This is a genomic window from Flavobacterium sp. Root420, from assembly GCF_001427905.1.
Classification (GTDB): Bacteria; Bacteroidota; Bacteroidia; order Flavobacteriales; family Flavobacteriaceae; genus Flavobacterium.
This window is the reverse complement of the sequence record NZ_LMEF01000031.1, coordinates 190,810-209,321: the sequence shown is the minus strand read 5'-3', so window position 1 is coordinate 209,321 and position 18,512 is coordinate 190,810. Positions and strand designations below refer to the sequence as shown.

13 protein-coding genes and 1 tRNA gene are annotated in these 18,512 nt (G+C 32.5%); 5 read left to right on the top strand and 9 right to left on the bottom strand.

Annotation, left to right across the window (positions count from 1 at the left end; genetic code table 11):
* Positions 1 to 127 precede the first annotated feature (127 nt).
* Entirely contained in the window at positions 128 to 871 is a 744-nt protein-coding gene (locus ASC72_RS19900; RefSeq protein ID WP_056195010.1) for a DUF2490 domain-containing protein, read from the top strand.
* A 97-nt stretch (positions 872 to 968) separates the two neighbouring features.
* Positions 969 to 1,985 (top strand): hypothetical protein, encoded by a 1,017-nt coding sequence (locus ASC72_RS19895; RefSeq protein ID WP_056195007.1) that lies wholly within the window; start codon positions 969 to 971, stop codon positions 1,983 to 1,985.
* Here the strand turns inward: ASC72_RS19895 and ASC72_RS19890 are convergent, their stop codons facing one another.
* The 4 genes from ASC72_RS19890 to era all read right to left on the bottom strand — a co-directional run bounded on the left by ASC72_RS19890 (position 1,986) and on the right by era (position 8,507).
* On the bottom strand, positions 1,986 to 4,757 hold the full coding sequence (locus ASC72_RS19890; protein WP_056195004.1) for an outer membrane beta-barrel protein: 2,772 nt from the start codon (positions 4,755 to 4,757) through the stop codon (positions 1,986 to 1,988).
* 158 nt (positions 4,758 to 4,915) lie between these two features.
* Positions 4,916 to 6,226, bottom strand: coding sequence for a ribosome biogenesis GTPase Der (gene der, locus ASC72_RS19885; protein WP_056195001.1), 1,311 nt, complete (start codon positions 6,224 to 6,226; stop codon positions 4,916 to 4,918).
* Between the two features lie 372 nt (positions 6,227 to 6,598).
* Positions 6,599 to 7,597 (bottom strand): hypothetical protein, encoded by a 999-nt coding sequence (locus ASC72_RS19880; protein WP_056194999.1) that lies wholly within the window; start codon positions 7,595 to 7,597, stop codon positions 6,599 to 6,601.
* 28 nt (positions 7,598 to 7,625) lie between these two features.
* The gene (era, locus tag ASC72_RS19875) at positions 7,626 to 8,507 is read right to left on the bottom strand and encodes a GTPase Era (RefSeq protein WP_056194996.1); all 882 of its coding nucleotides are present in this window, start codon (positions 8,505 to 8,507) and stop codon (positions 7,626 to 7,628) included.
* 107 nt (positions 8,508 to 8,614) lie between these two features.
* On the opposite strand from era, the gene ASC72_RS19870 reads away from it, so the two are divergent.
* The 3 genes from ASC72_RS19870 to ASC72_RS23795 all read left to right on the top strand — a co-directional run bounded on the left by ASC72_RS19870 (position 8,615) and on the right by ASC72_RS23795 (position 9,937).
* A tRNA-Met gene (locus tag ASC72_RS19870) sits at positions 8,615 to 8,687 on the top strand.
* Positions 8,688 to 8,907: 220 nt separating this feature from the next.
* Positions 8,908 to 9,762, top strand: a complete 855-nt coding sequence (locus tag ASC72_RS19865; protein ID WP_056194993.1) for an SPFH domain-containing protein — start codon at positions 8,908 to 8,910, stop codon at positions 9,760 to 9,762.
* Positions 9,763 to 9,766: 4 nt separating this feature from the next.
* Positions 9,767 to 9,937, top strand: coding sequence for an Arc family DNA binding domain-containing protein (locus ASC72_RS23795; protein ID WP_082564369.1), 171 nt, complete (start codon positions 9,767 to 9,769; stop codon positions 9,935 to 9,937).
* A gap of 412 nt (positions 9,938 to 10,349) precedes the next feature.
* Here the strand turns inward: ASC72_RS23795 and ASC72_RS24170 are convergent, their stop codons facing one another.
* From ASC72_RS24170 to ASC72_RS19845, 5 genes are all read right to left on the bottom strand, one after another.
* Positions 10,350 to 10,520 (bottom strand): hypothetical protein, encoded by a 171-nt coding sequence (locus tag ASC72_RS24170; RefSeq protein ID WP_157849295.1) that lies wholly within the window; start codon positions 10,518 to 10,520, stop codon positions 10,350 to 10,352.
* Between the two features lie 139 nt (positions 10,521 to 10,659).
* Complete coding sequence (locus tag ASC72_RS19860; RefSeq protein WP_056194991.1) at positions 10,660 to 13,053, bottom strand: TonB-dependent receptor; 2,394 nt, start codon at positions 13,051 to 13,053, stop codon at positions 10,660 to 10,662.
* Between the two features lie 261 nt (positions 13,054 to 13,314).
* Positions 13,315 to 15,525 carry a peptidase domain-containing ABC transporter gene (locus ASC72_RS19855; protein ID WP_056194988.1) on the bottom strand — a complete coding sequence of 737 codons (2,211 nt, stop codon included), beginning with the start codon at positions 15,523 to 15,525 and terminating at the stop codon, positions 13,315 to 13,317.
* On the bottom strand, positions 15,526 to 16,419 hold the full coding sequence (locus ASC72_RS19850; protein ID WP_056194985.1) for a hypothetical protein: 894 nt from the start codon (positions 16,417 to 16,419) through the stop codon (positions 15,526 to 15,528).
* Between the two features lie 4 nt (positions 16,420 to 16,423).
* Complete coding sequence (locus ASC72_RS19845; protein WP_056194981.1) at positions 16,424 to 17,776, bottom strand: radical SAM/SPASM domain-containing protein; 1,353 nt, start codon at positions 17,774 to 17,776, stop codon at positions 16,424 to 16,426.
* Between the last annotated feature and the right edge of the window lie 736 nt (positions 17,777 to 18,512).

Here is an 18,512-nt window from a genome sequence, read left to right as displayed (position 1 = left end):
ACAAAGCGAGGCAGGTTTAAAAACTTGCCTCGCTTTTTTTATAATCACAAAAAAGCATTTTAAACCCATTTTAATCTTCCTTAAATACATTTTGATTTGTATATATTCGCAGCCTGAATTTATATAAATGAAAATTCTCAGACTATTTTTCTTTCTCGGCCTTTTAAGTCAGCTTGGAATTGCGCAAACCAAACACAATATCGACCAGCAAACCCTGACCTGGATTCGATATTACAATATTTTGCCTTTAACCGAAAGATGGGCCTTACATTCTGAATTTGATAACCGAAGTTTTTTGAATCCTGTTCATGAAAATCTTTTTGTAATAAGAGTTCAGGGAAGATATCGTGCCACTAAACTGGTAGATCTAGGCGGAGGATTTGCTTTTTTTAATACCAATACACAAGATCCACATATTGATCCTGATTTTTCAATTCCCGAATACCGCGCTCAGCAAGACATAACGTTGATTAATGATATTGCGAAAATCACTTTCCACAATCGTTTTCAGTTAGAAGAACGTTTTATACAAAAAGCTACTAAAACGGAATTGCTTGATGATTTTTCTTTTTCTTTCCGATTCCGATATCGGTTACAATCGACTTTTGATCTTTGGAAAAAAGAAAAACGAAGTTTAAAAGGCACTATTTCTGATGAAATTCTACTTAATTTCGGAAAAGATAACAAGCGAAATACTTTCGATCAAAACAGAATTTATGCTGCTTTGCGTTATCATTTCAATCCTAATATTGGCTTAGAAGTGGGTTATTTAAAAAGCTTTCAACGACGTGCAAGTGGTGTTGATTTTTACGATCGTGATATTATCCGTTTCACGCTTTACCATCGAATAAACCGAAAAACAAAAAGCTAATTCCTGTTAAATTTAATAGTTATTGTCTTAGTTTTTTAGATTACAAAAAAGTTTTACTTACATTCGCCATACTTTTCCAAAACATAAACCACTGGCAATGAAAATTATAAAAAAACTCTTCTTTGTAATCCTTTTTCAATTTATTTATATACAATCTTCTCAGGCACAATTTGGTGATCTAAAAGATAAAATATTAGGAGCCGGAACTTCATTAGCCAGCAAAAAACTAGGTCTAGACAAAATTTTGAAACAGCCTGCCGCCATTACAACTTCATTTGAAGATGTAAATCAGGAAGGCTCTAAAATGCCTGATTTTTCAATTACAGAAAAAGCACAACCCTTATATTTATTACCAAAAGCACCCGATGGTGGTTTTGTACTTTGTGCAGGATTGTATGAAATGACAACTAAAAGTTATTGTCTGCATGCAGGAACATTTGCTCCCTCATCAGGAGACGGTTATATGTTTGCTCCTGTTCTTGGGCCTAAAGAAGAAATTGTTACCGCAATTTTAAAAAGTGCCGAAAAACATCCGGAAATTAATCAACATGATATTCAGATTTTATTATGGACCATTATAGCAAGAACAAAATTTGCTGACTATAATGGAACTGTTAAACTGACCGCAATTGCTTTATTAACTCCTATACAGCTTACACAATTAGAAGGAGGAGTATTGGGTATTTTGCCAGGAAATTTAATGGAAAAAGCCAAGGATAAACTGCCTGATGATTTAAAAGCTATTTTTGAAGCAGAAAATAAAATCCGCCAATTGGTAGCATCAGGAAATTATTCTTATGATGAAATGGAAAAATATGCAATACTTGCGGGTATTGCCCCTGCAAGAACTGATATTCCAAGTGGTATCTGGACTTTGCATCCAGATGGCTATTATGTTCGTTATTTTCCTTCAGGTTACTCTAAAACCACAGTTCAGGTGTATGTTCCTAAAGCGTTAATGCTCGCTTCAAACGGTACAAAAATCATTTATGATGCTACTAATGATATTGCTTGTCCGGCCAATGTTGGATCTCAAAGATTAGCTCAAACCAATGAACCTTTAAATCCTGACTATACGATCAAACTAAAAACATTTTGTGTCGGGATAAAATAATTAGTCTTCTCCTCCCTGACGCTCTGCGCCTCTTCTTCTTTGCCCTTTTTCTTTAGCTGAAAAGTTTCCAATTTTATACGCTAGCGAAAACATTACATAGCGTTTTAAAACTGTATTTTCTTCATCACGGATAGAGGTTGCAGAGATTGTTCTGGTAGCGCTTTGGTTTTGATTCAAAACGTCGTAAACTTTTACTTTCGCATAAAGCTTTTTATCAAAAAAACCATAAGACAAACTGGTATTCCACAAATAGAAATCCTTTTTGAAGTCGTCTGAAATATTAGAATTATAACTATAGCTAAAATCATTTCCGAAAATTAGATTTGCCGGCCAATAAGATGTTGTTTGCAAATTAATTCTATGAAGTACATTTGAACTAGCATCTCTGTTGTAATTCTCATATTTTGTTTCATTATAAGACAGACTGTAAGATGGCGAAATGGTAAGCACTTCTCCATATTCATAAGTCATATATACCTTTGGAGTAACAGCCGTAGATTTTGCATTGTACATCACGGCGTTGGTAAATCCTTTATCAAAAGAATAACTACCATTAAGTGCCAGACCATATCTTAGAACATGGGCATCTCGTTTTATAGACTGGCTCCAATTGGCGCCAACCGAAACTGTATAAGTTCCTGATATATTTATGTAAGATGTCGTTCTTTTACCACTGTCATCATACACAGATGTTGCATAAATATCATTGCTGTAATAATCACCTTTTGCCATAAAGCTATAACCTGAACGGGTTCTGAAATCAAAATTTCTGAAATTGAAGTTTACCGTATTTTTCTCCACAGGATCTAAATTCGGATTACCAATAATCGTATTCAATGGATTCGTTAAATTGGCAATTGGCATTAAGTAATTTGCTGCCGGAAGCGTGCTTGAATAATCGTATTTTAAAGTCAGGTTTTTTGATCGGCTGAATTTATATCGAAACTGTGCCGTTGCAAAAGGCAAAGCATATTTCTTATTCAGCTCCGTCTCTTTTCCTAAGTACAACGAATAATTATCAAAGCCAACAATAGACGTTTTAGAATCCAGATTTAAGGTAAATTTATTTTTTTGCAAAGTAACTCCCATCTTTGGACTAATCGAATTTTGTCTGGAAGTTGTGTATGTACTTAACGATTCATTAAGATCAGAATACGATTGTGAAGCAGCATCAAAATCAAATGTCTTTTGATCCTTAACTTCGCTTTTCCAGTCAAAATCAGATCCAAATCTTATGCGTAAAGAATCTGTAATAGGCTCGGTATATTCAATATCTGCCGAATAAGAATCACTTGTATTACTGTTTTTAATATTCTGATTTCTCAAATCATCCGGTTTACTATCCTGATAAAAAATAGTTTGAGATTGATTCCATCCATCCGATTCAGTATTTGAATTATTGTTATCAAAAACAAAACTTAGATTGCGATTTTTTTTCTTAAACACTTTATTAAAATTGATCGTGTTGGCAAAACTCGTGTTCGTGCTCTCATTGTATGATTTAGCACTACTTTCGTTCAGGGCATCACCGTTTTCATCTACTGAAGAAGTAGACGAAGATGAATCACTATTTGATCGTGACTGATTTAATTTTGGGGCCACAACAAGTCTGGTAGTTGGATCTATTTTATATTCTAACTCAAAATTGGCTTTGTTGCCCGTATTTTCATTTCTTGTTTTTGCATCAGATTCGGTGATAATATTTCCTGTTGGCAAAAAACTAAGCTGATTCGATTTACTTTCATTTTTATTGATTGTATTTGCAAAGTTGTAGCTGCCCATTGCTGCCAATTTTTCACTCCAATCATCTGTATAATTAACACCAAACAAATTAGATTGCGTAATTCCTTTTCCGTTGCCTGCAGCACCGCTATTTCTATTGCTATTATTTCTTCCGCCTCCCATATTATCAAAAACTTCATCCTGGGCAAAACCGGTTGAATTGATATTATTGGAAGATCCCAAAACACTTATCTTTCGTTTATTATTGAAGAAGTTCATAATCAGACTACTTTCATACCGATCATCAGAACCATAACCTCCTAATATTTTTCCGAAATACCCTTTATTTTTCTTCTCGTCAATAGTCAGGTTAATTGACGAATAATCAGAAGTAGATTCTTGTTTGGCCAGTTCTTCCTTTTTAGATTTAAAGTCTGAAACCTGAATCTTTTTTATAATTTCTGCAGGTAAGTTTTTCAAAAGTAAAGCGCCATCTTTATCAAAAAATGTTTTCCCGTTGACAAGAAACTGTGTTACTTCCCGCCCATTTACGGTCACTTTTCCGTCATTATCCACATCAACGCCGGGCAACTGTTTTAATAAAGTCTCTACATTAGAATCCGGGCGCACTTTATACGAAGCAGCGTTAAATTCCAAGGTATCTTTTTTCATTGTAATTGGCGGAGCGGCAGTCTTAATTACAACATTATCCAATGCGTTTACATTTTCAAGCACATATAATTTTCCGAAATCTTTGCTTTCTAAAAGTCCTTTTTGCTCTTCAATATAAGGCTGATAGCCCACGTAATTTATTTTTAGCAAAACAGGTTTGTCGTATTTTTTGGTGTTTATTCTAAAAACACCATTTTTGTCTGTAGTAGCGTATTCTATTATAGTAGAATCTTTAACAGTAGTAAAATAAACAGTGGCAAGCTCGAGAGGTAGTTGTGTATTGATATCAACCACAGTTCCTTTAACGATAATATCGTTCTGGGCATTTGCAGCAAAACAAAAAAGAAAAAACAGTAAAAATGAATAAATCCTGGTCATAAAATTGGTTAGTTAGAATAGTAAGACTACAAAAACCAAAAAAGGTTTAATTGTAGTTTTTACATTTATTCAAATAACATGCCAATTAAATGAAAGACAATTTTTGTAAATTTGAAATCAGGCATAAAAAAATCCCCGTTGTAGCGGGGATTTTAGTATTATTTCTCTCTGATATAAATATCGATTGGCACTCCTGAAAAGTCCCAATTTTCTCTAATTTTATTTTCAAGATATCTTTTATAGGGCTCTTTAACATATTGCGGCATGTTGGCAAAAAACACAAACTGAGGTGTTAAGGTTGGTAACTGCATACAGTATTTAATTTTTACATATTTACCTTTTGTCGCTGGCGGTGGATATGCTTCAATAACTTTCAACATAAATTCATTGAATTTAGAAGTAGGAATTCTTTGTTTTCTATTCTCGAAAACCTGAACTGTAGCTTCCAATGCTTTCAATAAACGTTGTTTCGTTAAAGCCGAAACGAACAAAATTGGCACATCAGTAAAAGGCATTAATTCTTCCTTAATTTTTGCTTCGTAATCACGAGTCGACATGGTGTCTTTCTCCACCAAATCCCATTTATTTACTAAGATTACAACACCTTTACGGTTTTTCTCTGCCAACCAGAAAATACTCTGATCCTGCCCTTCAAATCCGCGGGTTGCATCGATAACCAATATACAAATATCTGCATGCTCAATTGCACGAACCGAACGCATTACAGAGTAAAACTCTAAATCTTCCTTCACCTTAGCCTTACGACGGATTCCCGCAGTATCAACTAAGTTGAATTCAAAACCAAAACGGTCAAATTTGGTATCGATTGCATCACGCGTAGTACCTGCAATATCCGTTACCATGAAACGCTCTTTACCAATTAAGGCATTAATAAAACTCGATTTACCGGCATTCGGGCGTCCTACAACAGCAAAACGTGGTAAAACAACCTCTTCCTGAACTGGCTCTGGTTTTACCGGGAAAGACTCAATTAGAGCATCCAATAAATCTCCGGTTCCACTTCCTGAAATACTGGCAAAAGTAAAATACTCTCCCAATCCAAGATTATAAAACTCAAGCGCATCTTTTTCACGCATTGCATTATCAACCTTATTTACAGCCAATAAAACGGGCTTTGTCACTTTACGCAACAGGCGCGCAACAACATCATCCATTGGCGTAATTCCTTCTTCTACATCAACCACAAAAATAATAACATCAGCCTCATCGATAGCAAGCTCTACTTGTTTGCGAATTTCACCTTCAAATACGTCATCAGATCCACGAACATATCCGCCGGTATCAATTACAGAAAACTCTTTTCCGTTCCACTCGCTTTTACCGTAGTTTCTATCTCTGGTAACTCCAGAAACCGAATCTACAATAGCTTCTCTTCTTTGTATCAGCCTATTAAAAAGGGTTGATTTCCCTACATTAGGTCTTCCTACTATCGCAACAATGTTATTCATTTTTTTGAATTTTTGATTTTAGATTTTAAATTTATCGATTTTAGTATCCTATAATCAATTACTTATAAATCCAAAATGCTTTATTTTAATTTTTTGCAAAGGTAGGTAAAAAAGTGGCTAATCTGCCATGTTTCTAAATACCTAAGGTTTTTATTGTTATTCTTGTACTATTAAGGATTGTTTTCGGGAGCTGTTTCCTGCATCCGTTGCAATCTTTTCCTGTCTAAAGAAGCCAGAAAAAGGATTTCCACTTCTATCAGGGCTAGGATTTCGAGCTATTAAGAAATTAAGCCAACATTAAAAATAATAATCTGTTTTGATTACCTCCGGAAAAACTCTCAACTTCTTAATTTTCAGATAAGTGTTTTTTAATTATTTACACTTTTCATAAATATATTGCGGTCTCGCCCCCATTCTGTAAGAACTAAAATCTCCCTTATTTGATAATTTTAAAGTAAACCCATCTTCTTCCTTTACATTAAAAAATGTAATATCCCGAATTTTGATCTTAGCCGAAATAACATTTAAAGGACCTATTTTATAATTACTAAACGGATAAGGTTCATCTCCAAAATCCCAATACACCAACTCTTTTTTATCAAAATCAACATATGCCTTATTCTCTACATCGCAAAACCTTCTGTTTTTTAATAAAAATGCTTCGACTTGCTCTTCTGTATCTATTGGTACAAACTCTTTTTCCGGAGCTGTGTACAAAACATCATCTACAGTATCCTGAGTAATGCCCACCAAATATTTATTATTTTTATAAATACTAAAATACAATGTCAAAACCCTGCTTTTGTCGACAGACATTACATCAGCTCTGTAATTGCACATTTTTTCGAGCTTTCGAAATGGCTTTTTATCTTCATCAGACCGGTTACTGTAAGTATCCTCAAAATCATCCAAACGGAATTTATTTTGGTATTTCACATAATAAAAACCTGTCTTTTTAAATTCGCCATCTCCCAGATATTCAGGAAATTTTCCAAATTCTATATTTTCATAGATTTTAAAATCAAACCATTCGATCCAGTCATCAATTCCATCCGAAAAACTTAAAATGGGATAATATCCATCCTTAACAAAGATTGCCAATCCACTAGTTTTATCTATGAACTTATTAATATTCGAAACCTTATTGGTCTGGAATTGTTTTATGAATTCGCTTAAAAACAATCTCACCTCTTTATCAGAACAATCCGTTGTATCAAAATCTACTGAGTTTTTTTGTACAATAGGTTCCGTTTTTTTGATTACAGGTTTTGATGGAACCGCTTTCTCGTCCGTACCAAAAAAAAGTGCTAAACCCACAATCAATATAAGTCCTAAACATATTGGTATTGAATACTTCGTTGAAACTTGCATAAATTAAGAGCGGTCCATTTAGGAAAAATTATTGATTGTATCCAAAACGTTTCAGCATATTGGCATTACTTCTCCAATTTTTGTTCACTTTAACAACAAGCTCAATATGAATTTGTTTTCCGAAGAACTTTTCTAAATCAGCACGAGCATCTGTTCCTACTTTTTTCAAAGCAGCACCTTTATGTCCGATGATAATTCCTTTTTGGGTTTCGCGCTCTACCATAATTATAGAACGGATTCTGATAATTTTTTCATCTTCAAAAAATTCCTCCGTAACGATTTCAACCGCATACGGAATCTCTTTGCTGTAGTTCAACAAGATTTTCTCACGAATGGTTTCGTTTACGAAAAAACGCTCTGGTTTGTCTGTTAATTGATCTTTTGGATAATACGCTGGAGATTCAGGCAGCAATTCGATAATTCTTCCAAAAACTTCCGGTACGTTAAAATTCTGCAAAGCTGAGATTGGGAAAATTTCAGCGTTTGGTACTTTAGCTGTCCAAAATGCCACTTGTTCTTCTAATTGTTCCTGGTTCGAATTGTCAATTTTATTCAACAATAACAAAACCGGGATTTTAGCATGAATGATTTTATTAAAGAAAGCTTCGTCTTTTAAATCCTGCTCCCCTATTTCGACCATATAAACTAAAATATCAGCATCTTCAAAAGCCGATTTTACGAAGTTCATCATCGACTCCTGCATTTCATAAGCCGGTTTGATGATTCCTGGGGTATCCGATAATATAAGTTGAAAATCTTCGCCATTCACGATTCCAAGAATGCGGTGACGAGTTGTTTGTGCTTTTGATGTAATGATGGATAATCTTTCTCCAACAAAGGCGTTCATCAATGTTGATTTTCCAACGTTTGGATTCCCGATGATGTTTACAAAACCTGCTTTATGTGACATTTGTGTACTATTTATTTTGCAAAGGTAGTCATATCAACTCAATACAGAAAATAAAACATTTTTTAAAGTTTTCGTTGGATTTCCCAAAAACTTTGCACCCGAAACATCGCGGGATAGAGCAGTAGGCAGCTCGTCGGGCTCATAACCCGAAGGTCACAGGTTCGAGTCCTGTTCCCGCTACTAAGACACAAAGCTTCAGAGAAATCTGGAGCTTTTTTGTTATAAGCATTTTTTGATTTTTTCAAGAACACAAATTGCAAATCTGTATAATCAGGATTATTTCTACTTTAATTCTACCATTTCTTTTGTTTTTAAATTTATAAAGTAAAAAAACGTTTTTACTTTAAAATAATATATATCTTTATGATATCAATTTAATATCATTTAAATATTACTCATTATGAAAGCAGAAAAAGTTTTAATACCCTTTAATGGTTATTTGGTTGTTGTCATTGTATTATTATCAATAGCAGCAGCGCTTTATGGTTTTATCTCAAACAACATGATCTTAGCGGTAATTTCACTTCTAATATCTATTCTTCTAACCAAGGGTTTTATTGTAATAGCCCCGAACAGCTCAAAAGTTCTATTATTGTTTGGAGATTATAAGGGCAGTATTAAACAAAGCGGTTTGTTTTGGGTAAACCCTTTTTATAATAAAACGAGTTTGTCTTTGCGTGCAAGAAACTTTGAAAGCGAAAAAATTAAGGTTAATGATAAAATGGGAAACCCTATTTTGATTAGTGTTATATTAGTCTGGAAAGTTAAAGATACATTTAAGTCTACGTTTGAAGTTGATAATTATGAGGGATTCATTAGAATTCAAACAGATTCGGCTGTTAGAAAACTTGCAGGTTCTTTTCCATATGACCATTTTGAAGATGAGAGAGCAACCGTAACATTAAGTACTAATTTTGATGACGTTAACAAAGCACTTGAACACGAAGTTACGCAACGATTAGAAATTGCCGGAATAGAAGTAATAGAGTCAAGAATTGGATATCTAGCCTATGCTCCTGAAATTGCTCATTCGATGTTACGACGACAACAAGCGTCGGCTGTTGTTGCAGCACGTCATAAAATTGTTGAAGGCGCCGTTGGCATGGTTGAAAGTGCTTTAAAACTATTAGCAGATAAAGAAATTATAGAATTCGACGAAGATAGAAAAGCAACAATGGTAAGCAATTTAATGGTAGTACTTTGTGGCGATAGTGAAACTAAACCTGTAATAAATACCGGTACTTTAAATCAATAAAAAGATGTCTGAAAAAAAGTCATTTGCATTAAGAATTGATTCAGAAACGATGAAAGCAATTGAAAAATGGGCTAGTGATGAATTTCGTAGTGTCAATGGTCAAATTGAGTGGATGCTTAACAATAGTCTAAAGAATGCGAAAAGATTAAAGGAAAAAAATGAACAAAAAAAATGAAGTATAAAATGATTATGTAAACTAGAATTGCAGTAAAGTTATTTTCTAATAATCATTTACTAAATATCGCATTTTTTTTAAATCATCAATAAAATGGTTCGAGAATTGTCCCGTCAGGGCTACTAAGGACAAAACACCACTTGAAAAAGTTGGTGTTTTTTCGTTTATAACACCTTTTATTATGGATGATTTCTTGTTTACATTCTATATTCTGAAAAATTCAATAAAAGCTATACTGGCTTTACTTCTAATTTAATAGAAAGATTCATGTATCTAGGATTACCTTTAAACAAATATAAATTAGTAGAAGCTACCCTGCCATTATATAGAGCGTTCTGTATGATCGCACCAATTTATTTTTATGCTTTTATAATTACTGAGATCAAATTATTGATCCCAGTAATTTCATAAATTAACACACACCGTTACATGTACCATTACAACCACTGTTGTGCTGAATAATAGGCGGATCAATCCCTCCTTTTAATGCACGCATTGAGTCAATATTTAGTATCGTGATATCCGACGCTGGTTTTTCTAGTTTAGATTTACCAATTAAACTTTTTAAATTTGAATTTTTCATCTTTCTTAATTTTAAAAATATCCATTAATTATGAAGTTCTTTTAAAGTCATTAACTTTCTGATTGGACTTTGGCTGCGCAGCCTATCTAAAATTCTTGTTTTAAGTATTTGCAACTACAAAATAAAAAGAATGTTAAAATCAATTTACTATTCTGCTCCTTTCATTCTGGTTACCGAAATTTCTTTTTTCCTGATTTATTTTACTACTCCCAAATTTATAAGAGACTGTGAATCTGAAAAGCTGCGAATCATAATATTGTCGAAAAGACTGATTCACATTTTCGGATTGTGAATAAAAGGTATAAAAATTCGTTTTAAAAGGATCATTTACTGCGATAGATAATTGTAATTTCTTATCCAATACTAAATATTTAAGAGCAATATCAAGGTTAGAATAAGCAGAGGTTCTACCTTCTAATGATTTGGTTGGAAAGTTATATGAATAAGTAAATTGACTGGTAAATGTTTTGCTTTTATTTAAATTAAAACTATTTGTTGAGGAAAAATATGCGCCCCAGCCTGAATATTGAGGTTGTAGATATTGTGAATATGTTTTAGTTTCAATATAGTAAGTCCCGATATTATTTGACGAATTCCAGCTATTCCATAAATCAAGCGTTATGGTTTCATCAATACCAATAAACCTGTAATCATAGTAATTGAGTCTCTCAAATTTTTGAATGTTATCAATTTTATCGTGGACTGTGAGCTGCCCGTATCCATTTTCTATTTTGGAGAAAGAAAGGGTAGAGACTAATATCGATTTAAAAGTGTGTGATACATCTACATTATGAGAAAATGAAGGTTGCAAAAACGGGTTACCCTCTTCGTAAGAATTCGAATTAAAATACCACCGAGCAGGATTTAGCTCAGAATAAGACGGTCTGCCTATTCTTCGTGAATAATTTGCTGCCAACGTATTATTATCATTGAGTTTATAAGAGATATAAGCTGTTGGAAATACTTTGTAATATTTTTTTTTATTTGTTGCATAATTTGTTTCTGAGTAACCCGAGTTTTGCGTAAATTCAATTCGAACACCCATTTTTATTTCCCATTGTTTTTTGAATTTCTTATTTCCCGATAAATACAACGACTGCGTATTTTCTTTGTAATTAAAACTGTTTTTTTGGGCAAGGTTTAGTTCATAAACTCCATTTACAACATCAAAAAAATCAGTTTTTAGTTTACTATTGCTTTCTGTAAAACTAATTTTCGCTCCGTAATTTAAGCTTGCCCAGCCGTAAGGCATTTCAAAATCGATACCAGATGAAAAATTAGTTATTCTTTGCAAATTCTCATTATCAGTATGTTGATTAGTAGCAGTGTTATTTACATAATTGTTCTCTTGACTATTAAAAACATTTTCTTTTAAATTTTCGTAAGTCAAATAGTCTAAATCTATTGCATACTGCTTGCCCAACGTGTCTAATTTTGTTGTCAGGTTTAAGTTCGCAGCATGGTTATTGATCCTCTTGTCTGTATATCCTTTTGAAGTAGATTCGCTTTTTAAAAAAGCTGTTTTATCTTCAGAAATTAAAGTGGTATTCTCATCATTAATAAAAGGTTTGCTTAAACTTCCTAAATATTGAAATCCTATTTTGGTTTTATCAGCCACCTGGTAAGTTACTCCAATTAAAGAACTTAAGGTATTCAATTTTGTTTTGTCTAATTTTTTTATTAACCAATTTTCAGTTGGATAGCCATAATTGATGTCATTCGTATAAATAGATTGACCTTTACGTTTAGATAAATCAATTAAAAGTCCAAATTTATCTTTTTGATAAGAAAAATTACCTCCTAACATTGCCCTTGCAGAGGTTGCCTGTTCAAAATTGGATCTAACGATACCACTCCAGCTGTCCTTTTTTGCCTTTTTTAATTTAATATTAATCAATCCACTGTTTCCATCGGCACTATATTTAGCCGGCGGCGCAGTAATGACTTCAATACTTTTTATATTATCCGAAGAAATTGTTTTTAAGAAATTTATTAAATCATCTCCAGACAGTTGTACTATTCGTTCATCTACCATTAAGACCATGTTATTTTTTCCAATCATTCTTACAACATCATTTTGAACCCTAATTCCAGGTGTCAATTTTAATGCATCAACTGCGTCGCCACCTGCCGCCGAAATAGAATTTTCCACATTAAAGACCAACCTATCAACTTTTCGTATTATAATGTTTTTTTGAGTATTTATTACGACTTCGGATAGTTTTTCTTTTTTTTCTATTATTTTAATAGTTCCAAAATCTGTATTTTCATTGATCATTATTTTTTTGTTCCATAATATAATGCCCATTTGTTTTATTTGCAAAAGATAACTATCTGCTTCTGAAGCTATCATGAAATTACCGTCACTATCAGTCATATCACTTCTTAATGCAATTGAATCTTTATTTATTAACAAAACTTCAACTAACTCAATGGGATTATTATCGGCATCGACGACCTTACCCGTTATTTTTATTTGTGCAAATAAAGCAGAGCTGCAAAATAAAAGAGCTACAACAATTATTTTTACCATTTTAAATATTAAATTTTTAATTTTATTATTTTATTATTTTTAATTTTCTGATACCAAAACTAGAATGTTAAACGATGCATAACAAATTACTATTATCGAAATTCCTGAATTCAGACCTAATTCTCTTGAATTCCAGATCTTAATCTAGTTTAAACAACTGATTTTCAACTCTTATTTTTATGATTCTTTTATATAAAATATACTTTATTAAGTGTGTATTATATCAGAAGTACAATAGGCTACCCAGCATAGAACAGCAATCTAATTGCCTAGCTCTAATTGATTTTTCACTAAATTAAAATAATTTGATTTATTAGTGACTAATTCACTATGACTACCTTGCTCCACAATTTCGCCATTTTTTAATACCACTATTTGGTCTGCACTTTTAACAGTCGAAAGACGGTGGGCAATTATCAAAACGGTTTTTCCCTGGAAAAATTCTTGTAAATTGTCGTGGATTACTTTTTCATTTTCGGCATCAAGAGCTGAAGTTGCTTCATCAAATAAAATATATTGAGGATTTTTGTAGACAGCTCTTGCGATCAATATTCTCTGTTTTTGTCCTCCTGAAATCCCATTTCCTACTGCGCCGATTTTTGTATTGTATTTCAAAGGCAATGATTCAATATAATTTTCAATATTAGCAACTCGAGCTGCATTTCGAAGTTTTTCCTTATCAATATTTTCATCTCCCGTAGCAATATTACGCTCTATAGTATCAGAAAAAATGAAACCATCCTGCATAACAACACCACAATCTTGTCTTAATTTTTTTGGTGACAAAGAATCCAAAGAAACTGAATCATAAAACACATCTCCTTGTGTAGGCTTATAAAATTTTAAAAGCAACTTCATCAATGTCGTTTTCCCGCTGCCACTTGATCCAACAATAGCAGTAATTTTACCCTCGGGTATAAACAAATTTATATTTTTTAAGATATAAGGAGATTTGGGACCTTCATATTGAAAACTTACTTTTTTGAATTGTATTCCTTTTTCATCCTTGTTTTCTATTGGTAAATTATTTAAATCTGATTTAAACGTTTCATCTTCTTCAGTTGTATGGTTTTGCACCTCGTTAAGTCTTTCTAAACTTAATCTCGCCTCTTGCAAGGAACGAAGAAAACTGATTAACTGGCTAACCGGTGCATTCATTTGTCCAATAATGTATGAAACGCTTAAAAGCGCACCAAGAGTCATAGTCCCTTTTACTACGTAGGTTGCCGCCAAAAAAGTGACCATTATATTTTTTACCTGATTGATGAATTCAAAGCCCGAAAGCTGTATTTGATCAATTTTTAAAATCCGGCTATTGATTTTGAATAATTTTTGCTGCAATTTTTCCCATTCTTCCCTTTTTATATCTTCGAATTGATTGAGTTTTATTTCGGTAACTCCATTTATAATTTCATAAATGGATTCCTGGTTTTCGCTGCGGAGCTGAAATTTGAAATAATCTAAAATTTTTCGTTTTCTAAGCCAATAGAATGACCAAGCTATTGCAGTTACTGTCAGTAAAAAATAAACCAGCAAAATAGAAAAATCATAGTGCCATAATACCCCAAAAAATACGGAAAAAGTAATAATGGAGAAAAACGTCAATAAACTTTGGGAAGTCAAAAAATGTTCAATCCGCTCATTGTCCTGAATACGCTGATTAAAATCGCCCATCATTTTAGTGTCAAAAAAACGGATGGGTAATAACAATATTTTTTTTAAAAAATCAGAAATTATCGTAATACTTATTTTTGTACCCACATAAAGCATCAGCCAATTGCGAATAACTTCGATCGTCAAAGTGCCGAGAAACAAACCCAATTGCGCCAAGAGAATTATCGAAATAATGTTTAGGTCTTTCATAACCACACCTTTATCTATAAGGCCCTGCGCAAGAAAAGGAAGAACCAGGGTCAGACAGCTGCCCAAAAAAAGTAAAAAGAACGTAGTTATTAATTGTTTTTTATAGGGCAATAAATGACTCAAGATAAACTTTATTGAAAGTTTATCTTCTTTAGGAGGTACCTGCTCATAGAATTTTTCGCCTGGAGAAAGAAATAATGAAATTCCCTGATTATGATCAGAGAGCCAGGCTTTATCGAAATTTTCCTGGTTTAGCCTTACAAGGCCGTGACCAGGATCCGCAATATGAAAAGAATATTTCTTTGTAATGCTATTTTTAGTTATTTTTTTAAGAACTACGAAATGATTTTGATTCCAATGAAGAATTACCGGCAAACTTTTTTTTTGCTCTATTAATTTTCCAAGCGTTAGTTTTGCAGGAACTGTTTCGAAGCCGATTTTATTGGCAGCCTCGGCTATACCTAATAATGAAACACCTTCTTTGGTAATGAATGAATGCTCCCTCAAATGCTGCAAGCCATAATTTTTTCCATAATTACTGGCAATCATAGCTAAACACGCAGGACCACAGTCCATTTGGTCATGTTGGTGGGTAAAAGTGATTGCCATTTATTTTTGAGGAACTAAATTATTTTTCAAGCTTCGTAATAGCGATAAAGTAGGAACTTCATCAGTAAATTTTTTAGAAGAATGTAAGTAGTTATCAATTAAAGATTCAGAAATTGTTTCGTTATTTAATAAGTCATTTTTAATTGCTGCCCAGTGCAATATTCCATTTAAGTCGGTAAAGACAGATTCTTTATCTCTATTCACTAGTATTGTTTTGAAACAGGCATTAAAATGATGTAACTCATTTTCATCCGATTTTTCCAGAAAGCGAATTGTTTCAAAAAACACCTGATACGTCATTAATATCCTTAAATCCAGATTCAAATCCAGATTTTTACTAGTAAACAACTCGTCTTCGAATTTCACGCTGTGATTAAACAGTAAATTTTGAAACATCAAATCTATTGTTTTCGTAAAATTCTGATAGTCGCTGCATTTTAAATAAACTCTACTGATATTTTGCAACTGTTGGATTTTATGAAAATAAATGAAAGGAAATTCACTCTCAAATAAATTATCCAATTCCATTACTTCAAAAGTTTTCTGTATGGAACCAAAAAAATCTTCTTTTTTATAAAGCATATAAGCATCTATAGTAAAACTCTGAAGCTTATAAACATTAATCTCATCTTCGGAAAAAAAAGTAAAATCCACATTTTTACATGCTTTTTCTATGAGCAATGCCGCTGATGTAATATTACCGTTTCTTGCCTCAGCTAATGCTTTTTTATAAAGCGCGATATAATAAGAAAATGCGATTTTATTTTCACAGTACTTTTCTATTATAGTTTTAAAATTTGCTGAAAAAATTTCAGAATCAATATAGAATTTATTGGATTCAATAATAGTATTTATATTTAATTCTAATTTACCTCTAAATGTATTTCTGTTCATAAAATTAATTTATTTTTAAAAAATCAATTCCTTTTTCCGAAATCAAATAGGAAAGTGCCAACTTATCTTCAATATTGAATTTGGAGGGAGGACAGGCTACTATACCTTCTTTCCATGATTTAGGACATTGTCCACCACAAACAGGAAGCATTTTACAAGTGGGACATGGCAACTCTGTTTCCCCTTTAAGAATTGTTTCATTCCAATTTAATAACGGTTTGTTTTCGAATTCGTGGTCGTGTGCAATATTTTTGATATTGCCCAAGACATACTCTGATCCTTCGTACGAAGGCACATACGATATTTCTGTACAATTGAAAATATCTCCATTTGCATCAATTAACTCTGAATTCGGATTTACTATTATACATACCTGTTTATTCCGTGAGGGCATGATCCAGGGATTAAAATCATTTTTATAGAGATCGATCAACCACCCGATTTCCTTATCGGCAAATTCGATTTTCTCCAATGAAACCAAGTGTGCTTCATTACCCCACGAGTGAATTGGAGCAACATAAAAACTTGAAATTTTATCATGGAAATTCTTTGCTCTTAATAATTCTATTAAGGGAGTAACACTTTCATAATTCGTTTTATCGACATTACATCTAATGGAAATCTGAACGCCAAGGTCATTAAAATTTTCGATACCGAAAATATCTGTTAAATTATTCATGATCAAATCAAAGGATTTACTTCCTGATTTTACAAACCTTCTTTTATCATGATATTCCGCAATTCCGTCTAAAGTGACCTCAAAACTTTTTACATTATATTTTGTTACCAACTCCAAAAATAAATTCTTTTTTAGGGCCAGTCCATTCGTAACCATTTTTGCAGAGTAATCAATATTGTATTTTGAACTGAGCTTTTGAAATTTCACAGATAATTCTCTGATACTTTGTATCCCCATTAGCGGCTCGCCCCCAAACCAGCCTATATGCAATTGGGTTAACTGTTTGTTTTGGGACAACTTATAATCCAATCGATTCACGAGAAGTTCATAATTCTCTATTTCCAATTGATTCTTTGTATGTACCTGCCCACAATAACCACAACCTAACTGGCAATTTGCCGAAGGCTGGATAATTTGATATAAAGTGGTATCATCTTTTATATAATCATTGTTCTGCTTTATAATTTCATGTAATTCATCGTCATTAAATGATATTACTATTTCATCATTTATTAATTCTTCTAAAACCGCAGCTGGTAGTTTGTCAAATTCTGCATGATCTAAAAATTCCTGAAATTCTCTCTTTAATATCAGTGTTTTATTGCTCCTGGTGGAATAAACAATAATAACATCTTCAATAGGTGTAATAATAGTGTAATGGGATAGCTTTAATTTCATGATATAAGTTTTTTATGATTACTGAGATCAAATTATTGATCTCAGTAATTTGACCTTAGTAATTTGATCTATTTAACACGCACCATTACAAGTTTTATTGTGTTGAACGATCGGCGGGTCAATTCCTCCTTTTAATGTACTCATTGACTCGATATTCAAGATTGTAATATCTGACGTAGGTTTGTCTAATTTTGATTTAGTAATTAAACTTTTTAAATTTGAATTTTTCATTTTCTTAATTTTAAAAATATTTATTAATTATGAAGCTTCTTTTAATGTCATTTACTTCCTCTTGGACATTGGCAGCGCAGCCTATCTAAAATTCTATCGTCAGTATTTGCAACTACTAATTAAGAATGTTAAAATCGATTTTTAACTTACTCCTCTTCCTAAGTTTCAAAATTTCTTTTTTGCTCCTTATTTGGCATTCAATCTGGCAAGAAGACAAAACCAAATTATCAGTTGAAACTGTGCATCAATAGCATTTTTGCACAAAACTATAGTGGGATTTCTGGTACTATTTTTGCATAAATTAATTACTACTGTATCTCTTTGATCAAAAAAAACATAATTACAAAACAGTAAGAATCGTAATTATCATTCTTAAACATGTAACATTGTATGTTTAATTTTCTGAATCCAAAACTAGAGTAGTAACATAAGTATAACAAACTATTACTATCGAGATTCCTGAATTCAGACATGGTTTTCCTGAATTTCCTCATTTAAAACAAGC

Coding starts and splice junctions, on each gene's coding strand:
- ASC72_RS19900 (WP_056195010.1), top strand. CDS start 128: ATGAAAATTCTCAGACTATTTTTCTTTCTCGGCCTTTTAAGTCAGCTT.
- ASC72_RS19895 (WP_056195007.1), top strand. CDS start 969: ATGAAAATTATAAAAAAACTCTTCTTTGTAATCCTTTTTCAATTTATT.
- ASC72_RS19890 (WP_056195004.1), bottom strand. CDS start 4,757: ATGACCAGGATTTATTCATTTTTACTGTTTTTTCTTTTTTGTTTTGCT.
- der (WP_056195001.1), bottom strand. CDS start 6,226: ATGAATAACATTGTTGCGATAGTAGGAAGACCTAATGTAGGGAAATCA.
- ASC72_RS19880 (WP_056194999.1), bottom strand. CDS start 7,597: ATGCAAGTTTCAACGAAGTATTCAATACCAATATGTTTAGGACTTATA.
- era (WP_056194996.1), bottom strand. CDS start 8,507: ATGTCACATAAAGCAGGTTTTGTAAACATCATCGGGAATCCAAACGTT.
- ASC72_RS19865 (WP_056194993.1), top strand. CDS start 8,908: ATGAAAGCAGAAAAAGTTTTAATACCCTTTAATGGTTATTTGGTTGTT.
- ASC72_RS23795 (WP_082564369.1), top strand. CDS start 9,767: ATGTCTGAAAAAAAGTCATTTGCATTAAGAATTGATTCAGAAACGATG.
- ASC72_RS24170 (WP_157849295.1), bottom strand. CDS start 10,520: ATGAAAAATTCAAATTTAAAAAGTTTAATTGGTAAATCTAAACTAGAA.
- ASC72_RS19860 (WP_056194991.1), bottom strand. CDS start 13,053: ATGGTAAAAATAATTGTTGTAGCTCTTTTATTTTGCAGCTCTGCTTTA.
- ASC72_RS19855 (WP_056194988.1), bottom strand. CDS start 15,525: ATGGCAATCACTTTTACCCACCAACATGACCAAATGGACTGTGGTCCT.
- ASC72_RS19850 (WP_056194985.1), bottom strand. CDS start 16,419: ATGAACAGAAATACATTTAGAGGTAAATTAGAATTAAATATAAATACT.
- ASC72_RS19845 (WP_056194981.1), bottom strand. CDS start 17,776: ATGAAATTAAAGCTATCCCATTACACTATTATTACACCTATTGAAGAT.